Below are 17,022 nucleotides of genomic sequence, written 5' to 3'. Positions count from 1 at the left end.
CTGGAAATGCTTCAAGCGAAGGCCGACCAATGCGTTATCTTATCACCGGCACTGCCGGCTTCATCGGATTCCATCTTGCCAAGCGCTTGCTTGACGAGGGCCATTTCGTCGTCGGCTTCGACGGTATGACGCCCTATTATGACATCAAGCTCAAGGAGAAGCGGACTGCCATCCTCGCACGCTCGAATGGCTTCAAGTTCGTAACGGGCATGCTCGAGGACAAGGCGGCGCTGGATCATGCAGCGGAACTCGCCGAGCCCGACGTGATCGTCCACCTCGCCGCCCAGGCTGGCGTGCGCTACAGCCTTGAAAATCCCCGCTCCTACGTCGATTCGAACCTCACCGGCTCGTTCAACGTGCTGGAACTAGCGAGAAACCTGCAGCCGAAGCACCTGTTGCTGGCCTCGACCTCCTCCGTTTACGGCGCCAATGAGAAGATCCCGTTTGCCGAAAGCGACAAGGCCGACGAGCAAATGACGATCTATGCGGCGACCAAGAAGAGCATGGAGCTGATGGCACACAGCTATGCCCATCTCTTCAATGTGCCGACAACAGCCTTCCGTTTCTTCACCGTCTATGGCCCCTGGGGCCGCCCGGACATGGCGCTCTTCAAGTTTGTCGATGCCATCAAGAACGACAGGCCGATCGAGATCTACGGCGAAGGCAAGATGAGCCGCGATTTCACCTATATCGACGATCTCGTCGAAGGCATCGTTCGCCTCATCGGTGTCGTTCCCTCCGAGGAAAACCGGGTCGTGTCGGACACGATCATCGACACGCTGTCGAAGAACGCCCCGTTCCGCGTCGTCAATATCGGTGGCGGCCAGCCTGTGGGGTTGATGACCTTCGTCGAAACGATCGAAACGATGCTCGGGAAGAAGGCGATCCGCAAAATGCTGCCGATGCAGCCAGGCGACGTGCACAACACCTATGCCGTTCCGGACCTGCTGGTGGCATTGACCGGCTTCAAGCCGCACATCGAAGTCGATGAAGGCGTGCGCCGCTTCGTCGAGTGGTATCAGGAAAATTATTGAAGAAAACCGGCCAATCGGCCGGGTTAAGCACCCGGCCGAGTAAGCGCATTCTTCCCGCGATCAGGTCAGGTGCGGGTAGAAATCAGCAGAAACATCGGTCGTTCGCGCTCGATCACCCAGTCCGGATGCGCAGCCAGGTCTGTATCGCTCGGCGACCATTCCTCGACATGGGCGATGTTGAAACCAGACTTGATCAGAAGGTTGAGCGTCGTGCCCATGGTCCGATGCTGTTTGACCACGCCTTCGGCGAGCCAATTCGTCAGCCTCTTCCCTTCGATCTGATAGGCATTGAGCGGCCAAGTCTTCCCGCCATCTTCTTCCGTCAGCCATTCCGGCTGCCGCGGCGCCATATAGATCGGATGCTCGATCGAAAAAATCAGCCGACCGCCGGGCTTCAAAGCCCGCCGGATAGTCGCCAGAAGCCCGGCAAAATCCTCAATATAGTGGAAAGCCAGCGAACTGTAGATAAGGTCGAAGCTTGCCTCCGGAAGCTGCAGCTTTTCGAGATCAGCTCTTTCATAGCGGATCCGTGAATTCTCGCTCTCGGCGCAGGCACGGCCAAGCATCTTGTCGGATACGTCAACCCCCAGCACGCTAGCCGCACCTTGCTCTGCCGCCCAGCGGCAGAACCATCCGAAGCCGCAGCCAAGGTCGATGACATCCAGCCCGCGCAGTTCCGGTAGCAGGGCGCGTACGGCCGGCCATTCCGCTGCTCCCGCCAGACCGGAAACCGACCGCTGCAGCCGGCTATAGCCTTCGAAGAAACCCGGATCGTCGTAAATATTTTGGGTCATTATATTCTCCCGAAACTCAAGTCGACATGACGGTCAAGGTTGCCGAAGCCCTGATCGTCACGCAGATCACATCACCTTTGCCGCCATAACCTCGACCTCAACCAGAAACTCCGCTCGATTGAATCCGCTGACGATCAGCAGCGTCGAGACGGGTTTCGGGTCCAGCGTATAGCGATCGCGAACGGCGATGTAGGCCGGCATATCCTCGCGCGTCGTCACGAAGCCGCCAATGCGGATCACGTCGGCAAAGCTCATGCCGGCATCATCGAGAATGGCCCCTATCGCCTTGAAGCACATTTCGGCCTGCGAGGTGACGTCCGGCGGAATGCGGTCATCCAGACCGATGCCCACCTGGCCGGATACGACCAGAAGGCTGGCACCCGGAGGTACCAGAATTCCATGATTGTAGTTGGTGAAGGGGCGTCTGACAGACGGCGGATTGAATATCTTTTTCATCGATATCGACTCCTCGTGATTGGTCGATTTCAGCATTTTGGGATTGGGCCGACAAGCGGTTCAATGCGTCTTTGCTGAAGTAACCGCTCGATTGCGCCGTACCTCCAGCAGGATATGGCCGAAAAGCGCGGCAAGAACGATCGGCCCGCCGATCAGCGTCGCAGTCGAAGGGCGCTCAGCAAAGACCATCCACACCCACAGCGGCGTCAACGGCACTTCGAGTGCCGTCAGCAGCGCCGCATCGGAGGCTGGAACAAGCCGCGAGCCGAAGGTGTAAAGGCTGAGACCCATTGCATTCTGAACGATGCCGAAGGCGATGATCAGGCCGAGATCCTGTCCGGACACCGTGAGCGGCGATGCGAACCAGAAGGTAATGAAGGAGCAAAGCCACGCCGACATTGCCATTGCCGGCAGCATTGGCACATTGCGATGCTGACGCATGACTACGGCAAGCGCGGCGACGGTCAGCGTCATGACGGCCGCCAGCCCCTTGCCGAGCCAGCTGCCACCGTCGCTTGTATGTCCGGAGAGCATGACGAGTACGCCGATGAAGGCGATGCCGCTCGCGATCAGCGTCCGCACGTTCGGGCGCTCGCCGATGAAAAGAAAGGCCACACCCGCGGTCACGAAGGGTACCGTGGCGTAGATGACCATGGCGTCGGCAACCGACGTATAATAGATCGAGCCGATGCCGCTGATCATCGATGCAGTGGAAAAGATCGTCGCCGCCAGCGAGGGGCCGCGCATGGAGCGCAGGATGCGAAAAGCGTTGCGCCGCTCGATATAGAAAAATAGCGCGAATACGCCGAGGCCGGAGACGATGCCGCGGCAGAAGAGGATCGTCATCAGGTCGGCGCCGATCGCCCGCACAAAGAGTCCGGAAGTCGACCACGCCAGCGCCGAAAGCGCCACATAGGTCACGCCCAGCCTGTATTGTTGCTGTTCCGCCAGCGTCACCATCAGGTTACCCCCCCATCGCATTGCGACGGATCATTAGCGAGTAGCAGTGACGCTCACAAGCGAAGCCTGCGCCGCGGCATGTCGTGATTACCGGAAGATGGCAAGGGTTGCAGGAAGGCCACGCTCCCGGTCCTCGAGGTTGAAGATCGGGCGGATGGTGCCGTCTCAAATGCGACATCGGCCACATTCATCTTGCAGATATTCTCCACCGCTCTACGGTCTGCTCTGTTTCGATCGAGGGAGAATCAGTTGCGCCTGCTGTCAGCCACCTTGTTCGCGTGCGGCTGTGTCAGCTTGGTAGACGGCCCCATGTGGCCGCCAGCCGAGACCTATGTCGATACGACCGTGCAATGCAGCCAAAGCAGCAATCCCGCCCGGTGCCAGCATACGCGCAACCAGTGGAAAGCCGAGTATGAAGAGGCAATCGCGGGCGGATACCGGGCACAGAAGCACGTTGCTCTTTGCCTGAGCACCGGCTGCGACGAGGCAATCCAACCCGACAAGATGCTCGGCTGCGCGTGGCGCATGATCATTGCCGACGCCCGACATCCTCAACCCGACGATATGGATGCCATCAACCTCAACCGCTTCTGCGGAACGGCCTATCTCGACGAAAAAGGAAAGCTCGCAGCCGCCTCACAGGCAAAGGCGATGCTGCAGCAGATCGGCAAATAGCCGGCCGCGGAACAGCCTGAACTGTACCGCAGCCGGGGTTAGTCGTCCTTACGCGTAGGGCGCAAGGAAAGTGCGGATGGCCTCGATTTCATTGGGCCTGATATCATGCCCGCCCGGATGCCAGTCGAGCGTTACCTGTGCAACCTGTCGAACGAAGTAATCAGCCAGCGCCTGGGTGACTGGTGCGGGCGCGATCGGGTCTCGTTCACCCGCGGTGATCAGCACGCGCCTGTCCTGCAGCCGGCCATTATCTTTCGGCTGAAATGGAATAAGCGGATGCATCAGGACGGCGGCGTCAAAGAGATCGCCATGCTCGATCAGCACGTTGGCAAGGATGTTGGCACCATTGGAGAAGCCAAGCCCAATCACCTGCGACGCCCCATATTCCGCCGCGAGACCCGAGACGTAATTCGCCATCTTTTCCGTCGCCCGGGCGAGATCGACCATGTCATAGACGCCCTCGCCCGTCCGGCGGAAGAAGCGCGCTGCGCCATGTTCCGAGACATCGCCGCGCGGCGATACGATGGTCGCCTCCGGCAGCAGCCGGGCAGCAAAATCGAAGAACTGGTTCTCGTCGCCGCCGGTGCCGTGGAACGTGAAGAAGATCGGCTTTCCGGATGCACCGGCCTTCAGCCGGTGCACATAGCTCGTATCAGTCATAGTCCTTCCTCCGATTAGCCTTCCAACGGCTCCAGATGTTGCTCGATCAGGCCGCGCAGATGCGCATGCTGCTCGGGCAGTTTCAGCGCTTCGCCGAGATGAGCCGTATCCTCGTCGCGGTTGAAGCCGGGTTCATTGGTGGCGACTTCGAACAGCACGCCGCCCGGCGTGCGGAAGTAGATCGCCCAGAAGTAGTCGCGGTCGATGACCGGAGTGACCTGGTAGCCCGTGTCCATCAGCGCCTTGCGCACTTCGAGCTGCTTTGCCCGGTTCTCGACGGCAAAGGCGACATGGTGGACGGAGCCGGCACCTGGAAGCGCCCGATTTATGTTTGGCATGGTTTCGAGGTCGACATAGTCGGCACCGTTGCCGCCGGGAATGGCGAGCCGCTTGATTCCTTCATGGGTGTCGACGACTTCGTAGCCCATGTATTTCAGCAGTTCGGCGGTCGCGCCCTCATCCCTGAGCCGCATGGCGACGGAATGGAAGCCACGGATCGCATGTTCGGCATCGACGCCGTTATGGGTCCAGGGCTGACGCTTGTCGTCCTTGACCTCGACGAGGGCAAAGCCGTCGCCGTCCGGACCGGCGAAATGCAGGCGCTTCTGGCCGAAGGATTCATCGGCCTTCAGGCCCTCGACGCCATGCTGGCCGAGGCGCTCGGTCCAGTAGCCGATGGCACCTTCCGGAACGGAATAGACCGTATTGCCAACTTCGCCGGTACCCGGGCGACCGCGCGCCATCTTCGGGAACGGGAAGTAGGTCATGATCGTGCCGGGCGTGCCGATCTCGTCACCATAGTAAAGGTGATAGACATCGGGCGCGTCGAAATTCACCGTCTTCTTGACGCGGCGCAGGCCGAGCGTGTCCGTGAAGAACTTGTTGTTGGTGCGGGCGTCTTCCGCCATCGAGGTAACGTGGTGAAGACCTTTGATCTGGTTGAGCATCTTAAACCCCTTGTCTCGCCTGCACCGGCAGGCGTTTCTCATGGGCAGAAGATGGTCTTCCGGGGCCTGTTTCGATAGCCCTCAATAGCCAAACGGATTGTCTTCAATAAGTGAACGACAAATTTTCATCGTTCACTGATGGGCCAAAACGGGAAGGCTATGTCTTACTGCGCTTCGGGATTGCTCGGCAGCGCCCAGTCGATCGGATCTCTGCCCTGCTCGGCCAGATAGGCATTGGCCTTGGAGAAATGCCGGCAGCCAAGGAAGCCGTTGTGGGCCGAAAGCGGCGACGGATGCACGGATTTCAAGACGAGGTGCCGCTCGGTATCAACGAAAGCGGCCTTCTTCTGCGCATAGGAGCCCCACAGCATGAAGACGACGCCGTCGCATTCGTCATTGACCTTGCGGATGACGGCGTCGGTAAAGCGTTCCCAGCCCTTGCCCTGATGCGAGGCGGCCTGCGATTCTTCCACCGTCAGCACGCTGTTGAGCAGAAGCACGCCCTGTTTCGCCCAGCTTTCAAGAAAGCCATGCCGGGCCGGCGGGATGCCGAGATCGGCCTCCAGCTCCTTGTAGATATTGACCAGCGACGGCGGAATGCGCACGCCGGGACGCACGCTGAAGCAGAGCCCATGCGCCTGGCCCATCCCGTGATAGGGATCCTGCCCGAGGATGACGACTTGCACCTCATCAAGCGGCGTCAGATCCAGTGCCCGGAAATACTCGCTGCCGCGAGGAAAGATCACTTTGCCGCGCTGCTTTTCCTCGACAAGAAAAGCCTTGAGTTCATCCATGTATGGGCTGGTAAACTCCGGCGACAATGCCTCTTTCCAGCTTTCTTCAAGCTTGATGTTCGCTTCCGCCATTGGTCATGCCTCCATCTTCGTCAGCAGTTCGATTGAGGGCGAAAGTGCCGGCAAGTCAAGGAAAGGACTTCCATTGCAGCAGCAGATCACAGCTTTCCGGTGGCGGACATTGCAGACAACGGCGATTGCGCCCTCTCCCCTGTTGAGACCAGCAGAGCATTACGTTCGGCCTCGGGCATGGCGCGCATGCGTCGCGTTACCGTGAGGCGAATCGCGACAAATCCGGCCAACATCAACACCACTTTGCTGCCGGTGGCGAAGGCCGGCATGACAACCGCCCATGTGGAGAGATCAAAGGCAATAGCAATGAATGCATTGAGCGCAGCGGACAGGAACATCAGGCCGGCCCAGACAAAGCCCACATAAGTGGCGACATCGGGCGCTACCGTGCGTACGATCGCCGGCAGATACCGGTTCATCCAACCTGGCTTCAGCATCACGATGCCCACAATCGCATAGATGATACTCGGCTTGAACAACACGAAACGCGGATCGTCCGTCAACAGCGTTGCCACACCAGCGGCAATGACCAGAATGAGGCTGAGCCACTCCATGACCTCGATGGGCTTGCCTCGAATGAATTGAACTCCGATCTGCAGAAGACCGAGCGCGATCGCCAGACAAGTCGCAAGCGTGGCGTTGTGTGTCAACGACAGCAAAATGACGAACAACAAGCTTGAGGCTAGATCGGCAAGCAGCAGCCTGGCCGCATTGAAAAAGCTTCTCACTGCACCCTGGCTCTCATTTCGATAGAGGTTAAATTCATAGAGCACCGGATCGCCGCGATCAAGGATATCCACCGGATCATCCTCAGTGCAGGGATAGGACCAGGCTGGAGCTTGGCGCCAAACAGCGCCCTTTTCCAGCTCTCATCCGGCTTGGGGCCGATCTTCTTTGCGGAGAACCATCAATAACAGCGGCAGGGTTGCAGATCGTTGACAATTGCACCCGCTTCAGCCAATGGAAGTCATCCCGATTTTTCGACCGGTGCCCCATGCTTCCCTTGCATTCCCTTGGCGAGCGCATCGTCGTGCTCGGCCCTTCCAATGCCGGCAAGTCAACCCTTGCGGTTGCGCTTTCCAAAAAGCTTGGCTTTCCAACCGTCCATCTCGATCAGCTGCATCACCTGCCCTATACGGATTGGCAGCAGCGCCCCGAAGCGGAGTTTGCCGCCCTCCACGATGCGGCGATCCTTGGCGAACAATGGATCATGGAGGGCAACTACACGCGCCTGATGCCGCAGCGCCTGGCGCGCGCTACCGGCGCCATCCTCATAACCTCAAACCACTGGCTGCGTTTCACCCGCTATATCAAGCGCACGCTTCTCAACAGCGCGAACCGAGCCGGACATCTCGAAGGCGCCAGGGACAGTATCAAGTGGGAGATGGTTCAGTGGATCCTTGTCAAAACCCGCGACAGCAGCACCAAATACGCAAAAATCCTCCAGGCATCGGAGTTGCCGATGGTGGAGTGCCACACAGCGGAAGCGCTCAATAGCCTTTACCGGGCTTGGGATTTGCCCGCTCGGCGATAATGGGATGGTTGTGGCGATCCATACCTGACGACCCAGCTCGGCGAAATCTCCTCCGCCGGCCCAAAGCAGGCGTAATCCCATGGCACTCGCCTATCTTAGCAAATGAAACACTCAGCCAGGAGATGCACGCAATGAGCGAAAGCTGCCCTATTCCGACGCCGGATCAGAAACAGTATGGAGACATTCAGGAGCGGGCCGAACGGGCTATGCTGGCAACGATCTATCAAGCGCTTGAGCATGCAAGCAAACAGGCGGCTGACGAGCTGAAATCCGTTGGATCACAGGAACGGCCGCCGGCATACGAGTACTTTGCAGCGGTCGCCCACCAGAAGCTTTTCCTTCTTCTATGCGGCGCCGATCCCGAAACGTTCATCGGCGGGAATCCTGATATCGCCACAAGCATCATCGATAACAATCAGAAGATATCAGACCATTATTGGACCAACAGGGATGGCGGCCAAAACACGGGGCAGTCTTCGAAGGGATCGCGAAGGCGACCTTGATGAAAACCATAAGATATAGCCCGGCTCGGCCAAATCAGCGCATGGCGAGCGGGTAGCACTCCCGGTACCCAGCTCCTGCCCTGCAGAGGTGCCACCTCGTCTGTCTGCGCTCACCCCTTGATCCGCACCATCTGCGGATCATAAAGCGGTTTCAACGACACCTGGCATGGTACGCGGCTCTGCGCGACATCGAGCTCGTAGCGGCCGGACAACACGAAATTCTCCGTCACGCCGCCGGGATCGCGGACATAGCCGTAGCCAATGGCCTTGCCCACCGTGTAGCCATAGCCGCCGCTCGACAGCCAGCCGACGCGCTGCCCGTCGCGATAGATTGTCTCCCGGCCGAGGAGCACGATCTCGGGATCGTCAGGCACGAAGCAGGCAAGCATCTTCTTCACGCCTGAGGCCAGCTGCCGCTCAATCGCCTCCCGGCCGCGGAAGGCGACGTCCTTTTTCGTCTTCACCGCCCAGGCAAGCCCGGCTTCGACCGGCGTATGGTCCGGCCCGATATCGGAACCCCAGGCGCGATAGCCCTTCTCCAGGCGGCAGCTTTCGATGGCGCGATAACCGGCATTGACAAGGCCATGTTCACGGCCAGCCGCCATCAGCACATCATAGACGGTCGCGGCATATTCCACCGGCACATGCAGCTCATAGCCGAGTTCGCCGACATAGGTGATGCGCAGCGCCCGGACGGGGCAACCGGCGATGCCGACGGTCCTCACCTTGCCGAAGGGGAACGCGGCGTTCGAAACATCGGCAGAGGTCACGGCCTGCAATATCTCGCGCGACTTCGGCCCCATCAGCGACAACACGGAGTAAGCGGAAGTTACATCCACCAACTCCGCATGCATTTCGAGCGGAATATTCCGGGCGATCCAGTCAAAGTCGTGGGTCGCAAAGCCGGTGCCGGTGGTGATGTAGAATTCGTTCTCGGCGACGCGGGCAACGGTAACATCGCATTCGATACCACCGCGGTCGTTCAGCATCTGCGTGTAGGTCAAAGAACCAACGGGCTTTGCGACATCGTTGGAAGCGATCCACGACATCGCCGCCTCCGCATCCCTGCCCTTCAGCACGAATTTGGCAAAGGAGGTCTGGTCGAAGATTACAGCCGCCTCGCGAACAGCCTTATGCTCGCGGCCTACTGCGTCGAACCAGTTCTGGCGGCCATAGGTATAGACATCCTTCGGCTCCTCGCCGGCGAAGAGATCGGCAAACCAGTTCGGCCGTTCCCAGCCAAGCTTTTCGCCGAAGCAGGCACCCTGCGCCTTCAGCCGATCATAGAGCGGCGACTTGCGGCAGGGACGGCCGCTGGAGTGCTCTTCAAAGGGCCATGCCATGGTGTAGTGCTTGCCATAGGCCTCCAGCGTGCGGGTCCGCACCCAGTCCGTATCGAAATGCGGGCGGCCGAAGCGTCTGATATCGACCGGCCAGAGGTCATAGGGCGGTTCGCCCTTGGCGACCCATTCGGCCAGCGCCATGCCTGCCCCGCCGGCCGAGGCGATGCCGAAAGCATTGAAGCCGGCACCGACGAAGAAATTCTTCAACTCGGGCGCCTCGCCGAGAATGAAATTACCATCAGGCGTAAAGCTCTCCGGACCGCTCAGCAATTGCTTGACGCCAGCCGTCTGCAGCGCCGGCACACGTACCAGCGCCTGCTCCATGATCTGCTCGAAATGATCGAAATTGCTGTCGAGCAGCGTGTAATGGAAATCTTTAGGAATGCCGTCAAGCGCCCACGGGATCGGGTTCGGCTCATAGCCGCCCATGACCAGCCCGCCGACCTCCTCCTTGTAATAGGTCAGCCGGTCCGGATCGCGCAGCGTCGGCAGGTTGGAGGGAACCCCGAAGGATTCGGTGATGAGATATTGATGCTCGACCGAGACAAGCGGCACGTTCACGCCGAAGCGGCCGGCAAAGGTCCGTGTCCATTGCCCCGCGCAGACGACGACGCGCTCGCATTCGATACGGCCTCTCTCGGTGATGACGGCGCGAATCCGGCCCTTGTCGATCTCCAGATCGAAAACCTCGGTATCCTCGAAGATCGAGACACCGCTCATACGGGCGCCCTTCGCCAACGCCTGGGTAATATCGGAGGGATTGGCCTGCCCGTCGGTCGGCAGGAAGGCTGCGCCGACGAGATCGTCGACATCCATCAACGGCCAGAGCTCGAAGGCCTCCTTGGGCGTCAGCAGATGCATTTGCAGGCCGAAGGACTGTGCCGTCGTCGCCTGTCGCTTGACCTCCGTCCAGCGCTCCTCGTTGCAGGCGAGACGCAGGCCGCCATTCATCTTCCAGCCGGTGGCGAGCCCCGTCTCCGCCTCGAGCTTCTTGTAGAGATCGACGGAATAGCCGAGCATCTGCGTGATATTGGCGCTGGTGCGCAGCTGGCCGACGAGGCCGGCGGCATGGAACGTCGTGCCCGAAGTCAGCTTCTTGCGCTCCAGAAGCACGGTATCGGTGAAGCCGAGCTTGCCGAGATGGTAGGCAGTCGAGCAGCCGATGATGCCACCGCCGATGACGACGGTCTTTGCGGTAGCGGGCAGTTCCTTCATCATGTCACCTCAAGAGTTGCGAAAGCTCTGCCATGCGCTCTCGAAGCGCCGCAGGTTTTCAGCTGTATAGGAAGAATAATCGAATTCGATGTCGGAATGGATTTCCGAGACCATGCTCCACATCGTCTCGCGCAGCAGCGATGCACATTTCATCGCCTGATAGCGCCGGCGCAAATCGTTGCTGACATCAGCCTCGAAATAGGCTTCCAGCATTGCGTCTTCCTGCGCTTCGGTGAACTCATTGTTGGAGGCGAGCCCGCCGAGATCGAAAAGCGGCGTGTTGAAGCCGGCATAATCCCAATCGATCAGCCAGAGCCGCTTGCCGTCATCGAGGAAATTCGCCGCCAGCAGATCGTTGTGGCCGAAGGCGATTTCGAAAGGTCCGGCTGCGCGCTCCAGCCGCTCGGCGATATCCAGAAAGGACGGCAAGAGCGACGTGTGCCGGCTGCCGCCAGCCTCCAGAAGCGCCGCATAGTCCCTGACCACATGGAAGACCCAGAAGATCGCGGCCGGCCCGCGAAAGTGCCTCGCGACATCGCGATGGCAGGAGCGGACGAGTGAAACGACCCGCGCCATGGATGAGGGATCGCGGACGTCCTCGGCAGACAGCGGTTTTGCGTCGATATAATCGAGCACCAAAATGCCGGGCTCATGATGGATAACGGCAGGCGAAAGACCGGCCGCGTGGGCGGCCCTGCTTGCCGCCACTTCGTTGGTGCGGCTGATATGGTGAACGGGAATATCTGACCCGAGCCTGACCACGAAACGTCGGCCGGCATCGGCGATGAGATAATTGCGATTGGTGATGCCGCCCACAAGCGGCGCGATCTCGATCGGCCCGTGCCAGATGGCGAGAGAACATATCCTGTCTTCCGGCGTCGCAGTCATTCCCCCTCCGGCGCTACTGCTCAGCATCCTCTGGACGGAAAGGTTCCTCACAAACAACGGGCTGTCAAGATCAATCCACAAAATGAAACGAATGTTTGGCTTTTTGTTGGATTTTAGCGTAAATCTCAATTGAATGAATGATGGATATTGTGAATTCAGCGCTTCACCGTAGGTGAGATTTGCCTTAAAAACTGCATCGCGGGGCGATCGGATTGAACTGCAAACCTTGATGCCGCTTTGGCGGCGCTGCCTGCTCGATCCGGATGCCGCAACAGTCTTGGGATCATACGCTCAATAGGATCAGGATCATGTCGGGCATGTCCCAGCCACCGCTTCACGGCAATCATCGCGAGCGTGAGATTCTGGAAGAGCTCCGGCTGGCCGGCGGCGCCAGTCGCATTCAGTTCCTGGCCGAGCGGCTTGGCGTTTCGGAAGAGACGATCCGCCGCAACATCCGCAGCCTCGAAGCCAGCGGCCTCGTCACCAAGGTGCATGGCGGCGTCCATATCAAGGACTCCATGATCGAGCCGCCGCTGCACCTGCGCATGAATGAAAATGCAGAAGCCAAGCGGATGATAGCCGCTTCGGTGGCGGCCATGATCGAAGACGGCGATACACTCTTCCTCGATGTCGGCTCGACGACGGCCTTCATCGCCGTTGCCCTGCAAAAACACCAGAAGCTTTTCGTCGTCACCAACGCCCTGTCGGTGGCGCACGCACTCGCCACCCGCAACGGCAACCGCGTCTTCTTCGCCGGCGGCGAATTGCGTGGCCATGACGGCGGCGCCTTCGGCATGGAAGCCGCCAATTTTCTGCGCCGCTTCAATATCCGCCACGCCGTCCTCTCGGTCGGCGCCATCAACGCCACATCCGGCTTCATGCTGCACGATCTCGAAGAAGCGGAATATTCGCGGGAAGCGGCAAGCCGCGCGGAAAACTGTATCATCGTCGCCGACAGCGCCAAGTTCGGTCGCAGCGCCCCGATCATCCTCAACGAACCGTCGAGCTTCGACACGCTGGTCACCGACGACGCACCGCCGGCCGACATCAGCGCCATGCTGGAGCGCAACGAGATCGAGCTGGTGATTGCCAACCGCCAGCGGATGGAACGGCGCTAAAGCCTCGCAGGCTCACCTGCCTCTGGATTTCACGATCAGCTGTTCTCGCCCGCCCCTTCGCCCTTCCCATCCGCTTCGAAGCATGCGTATTTGCGGTAGCTCTTGCACATGGTTTCCAGTGTCTGGGCAGCCTTGCTGGCATGACGCTCCTTGTGACGCAGCAGGCGAAAGCTCCGAGCCGGAAGATCGAATGCCGACTGAACCAGCAATCCCTGCCCGAGATAGGCCTTCGCCGCCGCGCTGGAGATCGCCGCCGCGCTTTGACCGGCGCAGACTGCGGACAGCACGGCCTCGTTCGACGGGAGCACAAGCGCGATCTTGAGATCGCGTGGCGAGGCGCCGAGCTTGGAAATTGCGTTCTCGAACTCCGAACGGGTGCCCGATCCCTCCTCACGCATCACCCAGGACGTATCCGTCACGAGGTCTGTGATGGAAAGCTGCCGCCCGTCGGCCCAGGGATGATGCGGTGAGATGACGATGACAAGCGCATCCTGCGCGACGATCTTCATCGATAGCGCCGGCGCATCTACCTCACCCTCGATGAAACCCAGTTCCGCCGCACCGTCGATAACGGCTTCGGTCACGGTTCGCGTGTTGCCGATGGTAAGATCCAGTTCGATGCCGGGGTAGTCACGCTGAAACCGCATCAACAAAGGCGGCAGCCAGTAGCTGGCGATCGTCTGGCTGGCATAGAGGCTGAGCCGACCACGCTGCAGGCCGCCGAGTTCGGACAACATGAGTTCGGCTGAACGCACGCGGGCAAGCGTCGCTTTGGCCTCTCCCAGGAAAGACCGCCCCGTCTCTGTCAACTCGATCCGCCTGCCAACGCGATGAAACAGCTCCACCCCGTAATAGGCCTCGAGGTTCTTGATCGCCGAGCTGACGGCCGAAGGCGTCAGGTGGATGGCTTCCGCCGCATTGGTCAGATGTTCGCGTTCGGCGACGGCGACAAAAATTGCGAGTTGCTCAAAGGTCATGGGAAATCATTCTAATTTACCGAACGAAACATAGGATAATATTCGATGGAAGTCGACAAGAGCAGATGAGACTTTCCAGCCGTCAACGCATCGTAAGAAGAATGGCGGCTCCGCATGTCAGTAGCTCAAAACACAAGCAAGATCCTTCCCGGCCTCGCACTCACCTGTGCAGTTGCAATCGCCGCCTATGCCGGCGAGCATGTGGAGGTCGGCCTGTTGGGCGGCCGGTGGATCGAAAGCCTGGTGCTCGCCATAGCCCTCGGCATTGCCGTTTGCACGTTCAAGCCGCTGAAGCCATCCATGAAACCTGGTATCGATTTCAGCGCCAAGATCCTTCTGGAAATCGCCATCGTGCTCCTCGGCGCCTCCATCAGCCTCTCGGCGATTCGCGGCGCAGGCGCCTGGCTGATCGCAGGCATCGCCGTCGTCGTGGTGCTTTCGATTGCCGCTACCTATGTGATCGGGCGGCTGCTCGGCCTGCCGCCGAAACTTGCAACGCTGATTGCCTGCGGCAATTCGATCTGCGGCAATTCCGCTATCGTCGCCGTCGCCCCCGTGATCGAAGCGAACTCACAGGAGATCGCCGCAGCACTTGCCTTCACTGCCGTGCTGGGCATCGCCGCCGTCTTCCTCCTGCCGTTTCTCTACTTCCAATTCGGCATGAGCGTCCCGCAATACGGCACGCTGGCCGGCTTGACCGTCTACGCCGTCCCGCAGGTGCTTGCGGCCACCGCTCCCGTCAGCCTTCTCGCAGTCCAGACCGGCACGCTGGTCAAGCTGATCCGCGTCCTGATGCTCGGACCCGTCATCTTCCTGCTCGGCATCATCACCAAGGTCGAAACGACCGACACGAATGGAAAAGGCGGTCGTCACCCCTCGCTGGTTCCGTGGTTCATCTGCGGCTTCCTCGGCCTGATGGCGATGCGCTCCTTCGGGCTTATTCCGGAGGCCGTGATCACACCGATGGAAACCGCGTCGGGCATCCTGACCGTGATTGCCATGGCGGCACTCGGTCTCTCGGTAAACGTGCGCGCCGTGGCCCATGCCGGCGGCCGGGTCATCGTTGCAGCCACACTGTCGCTGCTGATGCTGGGTGCTATCAGCTACGGTTTGATCGTCGCGTTGCAGATCCAGTAGTGCGGCCGTGGCCGGCAACAGGCGATCGGCTCCTGCTCTTCGCATGAGCCGATTTCAGCAAGGCTGCGACCTCGGCTTCCGGGGAAGGATAACCGATAGCGTAGCCCTGAAGCTCATCGCAGCCGATCTCCGCCAGGATGCGCGCATGCTCTTCTGTCTCGACGCCTTCGGCAACGACTTCGACATTCAAGGCCCGCGCGATATCGACGATGGAGCTGACAAGGCGACGTTGCTCGTCCGACACCGGCACCGCCGTCACCAGTTGCCGATCGATCTTCAGCCGCTTGGGCTTGAGCTTGACCAACCCAATCAGGGAAGCGTGGCCCGAGCCGAAATCGTCAATCTCGATATCGATCCCCATCTTCTTGATGCCATCGATATTGGCGAGCACCCTGTCGTCGGGATCGTCGAGGAAGATCGTTTCCACGAGTTCGAAGGCAATGGCATGGCGCGGTATCTTCAGCGCCTCCAGCCCTTCAATCAGGTCCGGATCGGCAAGCCGACGCCCGGAAATATTGACGGCGATACGCGGCGGCACGAGACCGCGGGAAACCCATGTAGCGCGGTCGGCCAGCGCACGTTTTAGCACGGCAGCGTCGATCTCGGCGGTCAGCCCATATTCGTCCGCCACCTTGAGGAAAGCGGCTGGACTAAGCAGCCCCTTCTCCGGATGCCGCCATCGTGCCAGTGCCTCTAATCCCACGATGCGGCGGCTGCGCGCGTCCACCTGAATCTGATAGAAAGGCTCGATCTGCCGCAGCACCGGTGCCAGCCGCAATTCGTCAGCCAGTCGGCGTTCGGCATGCAGATCAGCCTGGAGTTCGGGAGTGAAGAACTCCGCTCGATTGCGGCCGAGCTTCTTGGCCTGGAAGAGCGCAACGTCCGATTCCGCCAGCAGATTGGCTGCGTTGCCGGTCAGGCTCAAAGCCACACCGATGGATGCACCGATCCGCAGCATCTCGTTGCCGAAACGCACCTCGCGCCGCAGTCGCGAAAGGATATCGTTCACGATACCTGCCAGTCGCTCCGCGCTGCCGACATTGACCAACACGGCCACGAATTCGTCACCGCTCACCCGCGCAACGATATCGTTGGCAGTGATCGCAGCGGAGATGCGGGCCGCAGCACTCTGCAGCGTCGCGTCGCCGGCCGCGTGCCCCCATTTATCGTTGATCTCCTTGAAGCCGTCGATGTCGATGTGAAGTACGGCCAGGGTTTCAATCACCGCATCCCTGCGCAATTCGGCAAGCCGCCGATCGAGGTAACGCCGATTGGGCAGACCGGTAAGGTAATCATGATCGGCCGCATATTCGATGCGGGTCCGGCTTTGCTCGAGCGCCACTGCGCGTGCCTCGGCAATCGCCTTCTGGCTTGTCAGCTCCCGATTGAGCAGGATATCGGCGGTCACATCCCATTCGGCGCCGATGAAGGACGGCGCGCCGTCAAGATCTTCGTAGAAATGCGCCCGCGAGCGGATGTAGCGAACCTCGCCGCCCGGAAGGACGATGCGAAACTGAGAATTGTAAAAACCACGCGCGTCGAGCGCGATCTGGAAGTCGCGGAGCGCCTTCTCGACATCCTCGGGATAAAGCGCCTTCATCCAGACGTCGGACGATACTTTGCGATCCTGAAGACCGGTTCCGTAGAGCCTGTGCATCTGCGGATCCCAAAGCAATTCCTTGTCATCGACATTATGTTGCCAAACGCCGATCTGGGACGCGTCAAGCGCCAGCTCCAGCCTCCTCAACAGGTCCTGGAACTCCTCTTCGGTCCGCCCGGATACCACCTCTGCCAAAGAGCCCCTCCCTTCGGAAACTGGAGAGATTACATAACTGCAACTCGGTTAACTTGCACTACTCCAGTTTCGCGAACTTTAACGGCAGTTCGATCGGCATGCGCCAAGGGATCGAACCGG

17 protein-coding genes are annotated in these 17,022 nt (G+C 59.9%); 6 read left to right on the top strand and 11 right to left on the bottom strand.

From position 1 onward, the window contains the following. Positions 1 to 29 precede the first annotated feature (29 nt). Positions 30 to 1,034: an NAD-dependent epimerase gene (locus GGD46_RS06450; RefSeq protein WP_184702898.1), complete on the top strand. Its 1,005-nt coding sequence runs from the start codon at positions 30 to 32 to the stop codon at positions 1,032 to 1,034. A gap of 65 nt (positions 1,035 to 1,099) precedes the next feature. On the opposite strand, the gene GGD46_RS06445 is transcribed toward GGD46_RS06450, so the two are convergent. The 3 genes from GGD46_RS06445 to GGD46_RS06435 all read right to left on the bottom strand — a co-directional run bounded on the left by GGD46_RS06445 (position 1,100) and on the right by GGD46_RS06435 (position 3,244). Beyond that, entirely contained in the window at positions 1,100 to 1,828 is a 729-nt protein-coding gene (locus tag GGD46_RS06445; protein ID WP_184702897.1) for a class I SAM-dependent methyltransferase, read from the bottom strand. A 66-nt stretch (positions 1,829 to 1,894) separates the two neighbouring features. After that, positions 1,895 to 2,284, bottom strand: a complete 390-nt coding sequence (locus GGD46_RS06440) for a RidA family protein (protein ID WP_184702896.1) — start codon at positions 2,282 to 2,284, stop codon at positions 1,895 to 1,897. Between the two features lie 60 nt (positions 2,285 to 2,344). Further along, the gene (locus GGD46_RS06435) at positions 2,345 to 3,244 is read right to left on the bottom strand and encodes a DMT family transporter (RefSeq protein ID WP_246806223.1); all 900 of its coding nucleotides are present in this window, start codon (positions 3,242 to 3,244) and stop codon (positions 2,345 to 2,347) included. A gap of 249 nt (positions 3,245 to 3,493) precedes the next feature. Between GGD46_RS06435 and GGD46_RS06430 the strand changes: the two genes are divergently transcribed. After that, positions 3,494 to 3,919 carry a hypothetical protein gene (locus GGD46_RS06430; protein WP_184702895.1) on the top strand — a complete coding sequence of 142 codons (426 nt, stop codon included), beginning with the start codon at positions 3,494 to 3,496 and terminating at the stop codon, positions 3,917 to 3,919. 48 nt (positions 3,920 to 3,967) lie between these two features. On the opposite strand, the gene GGD46_RS06425 is transcribed toward GGD46_RS06430, so the two are convergent. From GGD46_RS06425 to GGD46_RS06410, 4 genes are all read right to left on the bottom strand, one after another. Then, the gene (locus GGD46_RS06425) at positions 3,968 to 4,579 is read right to left on the bottom strand and encodes an alpha/beta hydrolase (protein ID WP_184702894.1); all 612 of its coding nucleotides are present in this window, start codon (positions 4,577 to 4,579) and stop codon (positions 3,968 to 3,970) included. Between the two features lie 14 nt (positions 4,580 to 4,593). Continuing rightward, positions 4,594 to 5,526 carry a VOC family protein gene (locus GGD46_RS06420; RefSeq protein ID WP_184702893.1) on the bottom strand — a complete coding sequence of 311 codons (933 nt, stop codon included), beginning with the start codon at positions 5,524 to 5,526 and terminating at the stop codon, positions 4,594 to 4,596. A gap of 164 nt (positions 5,527 to 5,690) precedes the next feature. Beyond that, the gene (ung, locus tag GGD46_RS06415; protein WP_184702892.1) at positions 5,691 to 6,392 is read right to left on the bottom strand and encodes a uracil-DNA glycosylase; all 702 of its coding nucleotides are present in this window, start codon (positions 6,390 to 6,392) and stop codon (positions 5,691 to 5,693) included. An 86-nt stretch (positions 6,393 to 6,478) separates the two neighbouring features. Then, on the bottom strand, positions 6,479 to 7,192 hold the full coding sequence (locus tag GGD46_RS06410; RefSeq protein WP_313206287.1) for a septation protein IspZ: 714 nt from the start codon (positions 7,190 to 7,192) through the stop codon (positions 6,479 to 6,481). Between the two features lie 194 nt (positions 7,193 to 7,386). Here GGD46_RS06410 and GGD46_RS06405 point away from each other — a divergent pair, with 194 nt between their 5' ends. Both GGD46_RS06405 and GGD46_RS06400 read left to right on the top strand, forming a co-directional pair. Further along, positions 7,387 to 7,926 (top strand): AAA family ATPase, encoded by a 540-nt coding sequence (locus GGD46_RS06405; RefSeq protein WP_184702891.1) that lies wholly within the window; start codon positions 7,387 to 7,389, stop codon positions 7,924 to 7,926. A 131-nt stretch (positions 7,927 to 8,057) separates the two neighbouring features. Beyond that, entirely contained in the window at positions 8,058 to 8,429 is a 372-nt protein-coding gene (locus GGD46_RS06400; protein WP_184702890.1) for a hypothetical protein, read from the top strand. Between the two features lie 110 nt (positions 8,430 to 8,539). Here GGD46_RS06400 and GGD46_RS06395 read toward each other — a convergent pair whose 3' ends face one another. Next, positions 8,540 to 10,990: an FAD-dependent oxidoreductase gene (locus tag GGD46_RS06395; RefSeq protein WP_184702889.1), complete on the bottom strand. Its 2,451-nt coding sequence runs from the start codon at positions 10,988 to 10,990 to the stop codon at positions 8,540 to 8,542. Between the two features lie 6 nt (positions 10,991 to 10,996). Then, positions 10,997 to 11,875 (bottom strand): choline/ethanolamine kinase family protein, encoded by an 879-nt coding sequence (locus tag GGD46_RS06390; protein WP_184702888.1) that lies wholly within the window; start codon positions 11,873 to 11,875, stop codon positions 10,997 to 10,999. 308 nt (positions 11,876 to 12,183) lie between these two features. Here GGD46_RS06390 and GGD46_RS06385 point away from each other — a divergent pair, with 308 nt between their 5' ends. Beyond that, entirely contained in the window at positions 12,184 to 12,993 is an 810-nt protein-coding gene (locus GGD46_RS06385; protein WP_184702887.1) for a DeoR/GlpR family DNA-binding transcription regulator, read from the top strand. 35 nt (positions 12,994 to 13,028) lie between these two features. On the opposite strand, the gene GGD46_RS06380 is transcribed toward GGD46_RS06385, so the two are convergent. Then, complete coding sequence (locus GGD46_RS06380) at positions 13,029 to 13,970, bottom strand: LysR substrate-binding domain-containing protein (RefSeq protein WP_184702886.1); 942 nt, start codon at positions 13,968 to 13,970, stop codon at positions 13,029 to 13,031. A gap of 114 nt (positions 13,971 to 14,084) precedes the next feature. Here GGD46_RS06380 and GGD46_RS06375 point away from each other — a divergent pair, with 114 nt between their 5' ends. After that, positions 14,085 to 15,107, top strand: coding sequence for a YeiH family protein (locus GGD46_RS06375; protein WP_184702885.1), 1,023 nt, complete (start codon positions 14,085 to 14,087; stop codon positions 15,105 to 15,107). On the opposite strand, the gene GGD46_RS06370 is transcribed toward GGD46_RS06375, so the two are convergent. After that, positions 15,070 to 16,902: an EAL domain-containing protein gene (locus GGD46_RS06370; protein WP_184702884.1), complete on the bottom strand. Its 1,833-nt coding sequence runs from the start codon at positions 16,900 to 16,902 to the stop codon at positions 15,070 to 15,072. The genes GGD46_RS06375 and GGD46_RS06370 overlap by 38 nt on opposite strands. Positions 16,903 to 17,022: the final 120 nt, after the last annotated feature.

This window comes from Martinezella lusitana (genome assembly GCF_014207095.1).
GTDB lineage: Bacteria > Pseudomonadota > Alphaproteobacteria > Rhizobiales > Rhizobiaceae > Rhizobium > Rhizobium lusitanum_B.
This window is presented reverse-complemented; position numbering and strand designations above follow the sequence as displayed.

Excerpts from the sequence above, each read along its gene's own strand:
- GGD46_RS06450 (WP_184702898.1), top strand. The coding sequence starts at position 30 with ATGCGTTATCTTATCACCGGCACTGCCGGCTTCATCGGATTCCATCTT.
- GGD46_RS06445 (WP_184702897.1), bottom strand. The coding sequence starts at position 1,828 with ATGACCCAAAATATTTACGACGATCCGGGTTTCTTCGAAGGCTATAGC.
- GGD46_RS06440 (WP_184702896.1), bottom strand. The coding sequence starts at position 2,284 with ATGAAAAAGATATTCAATCCGCCGTCTGTCAGACGCCCCTTCACCAAC.
- GGD46_RS06435 (WP_246806223.1), bottom strand. The coding sequence starts at position 3,244 with ATGGTGACGCTGGCGGAACAGCAACAATACAGGCTGGGCGTGACCTAT.
- GGD46_RS06425 (WP_184702894.1), bottom strand. The coding sequence starts at position 4,579 with ATGACTGATACGAGCTATGTGCACCGGCTGAAGGCCGGTGCATCCGGA.
- GGD46_RS06420 (WP_184702893.1), bottom strand. The coding sequence starts at position 5,526 with ATGCTCAACCAGATCAAAGGTCTTCACCACGTTACCTCGATGGCGGAA.
- ung (WP_184702892.1), bottom strand. The coding sequence starts at position 6,392 with ATGGCGGAAGCGAACATCAAGCTTGAAGAAAGCTGGAAAGAGGCATTG.
- GGD46_RS06405 (WP_184702891.1), top strand. The coding sequence starts at position 7,387 with ATGCTTCCCTTGCATTCCCTTGGCGAGCGCATCGTCGTGCTCGGCCCT.
- GGD46_RS06400 (WP_184702890.1), top strand. The coding sequence starts at position 8,058 with ATGAGCGAAAGCTGCCCTATTCCGACGCCGGATCAGAAACAGTATGGA.
- GGD46_RS06395 (WP_184702889.1), bottom strand. The coding sequence starts at position 10,990 with ATGATGAAGGAACTGCCCGCTACCGCAAAGACCGTCGTCATCGGCGGT.
- GGD46_RS06390 (WP_184702888.1), bottom strand. The coding sequence starts at position 11,875 with ATGACTGCGACGCCGGAAGACAGGATATGTTCTCTCGCCATCTGGCAC.
- GGD46_RS06385 (WP_184702887.1), top strand. The coding sequence starts at position 12,184 with ATGTCGGGCATGTCCCAGCCACCGCTTCACGGCAATCATCGCGAGCGT.
- GGD46_RS06380 (WP_184702886.1), bottom strand. The coding sequence starts at position 13,970 with ATGACCTTTGAGCAACTCGCAATTTTTGTCGCCGTCGCCGAACGCGAA.
- GGD46_RS06375 (WP_184702885.1), top strand. The coding sequence starts at position 14,085 with ATGTCAGTAGCTCAAAACACAAGCAAGATCCTTCCCGGCCTCGCACTC.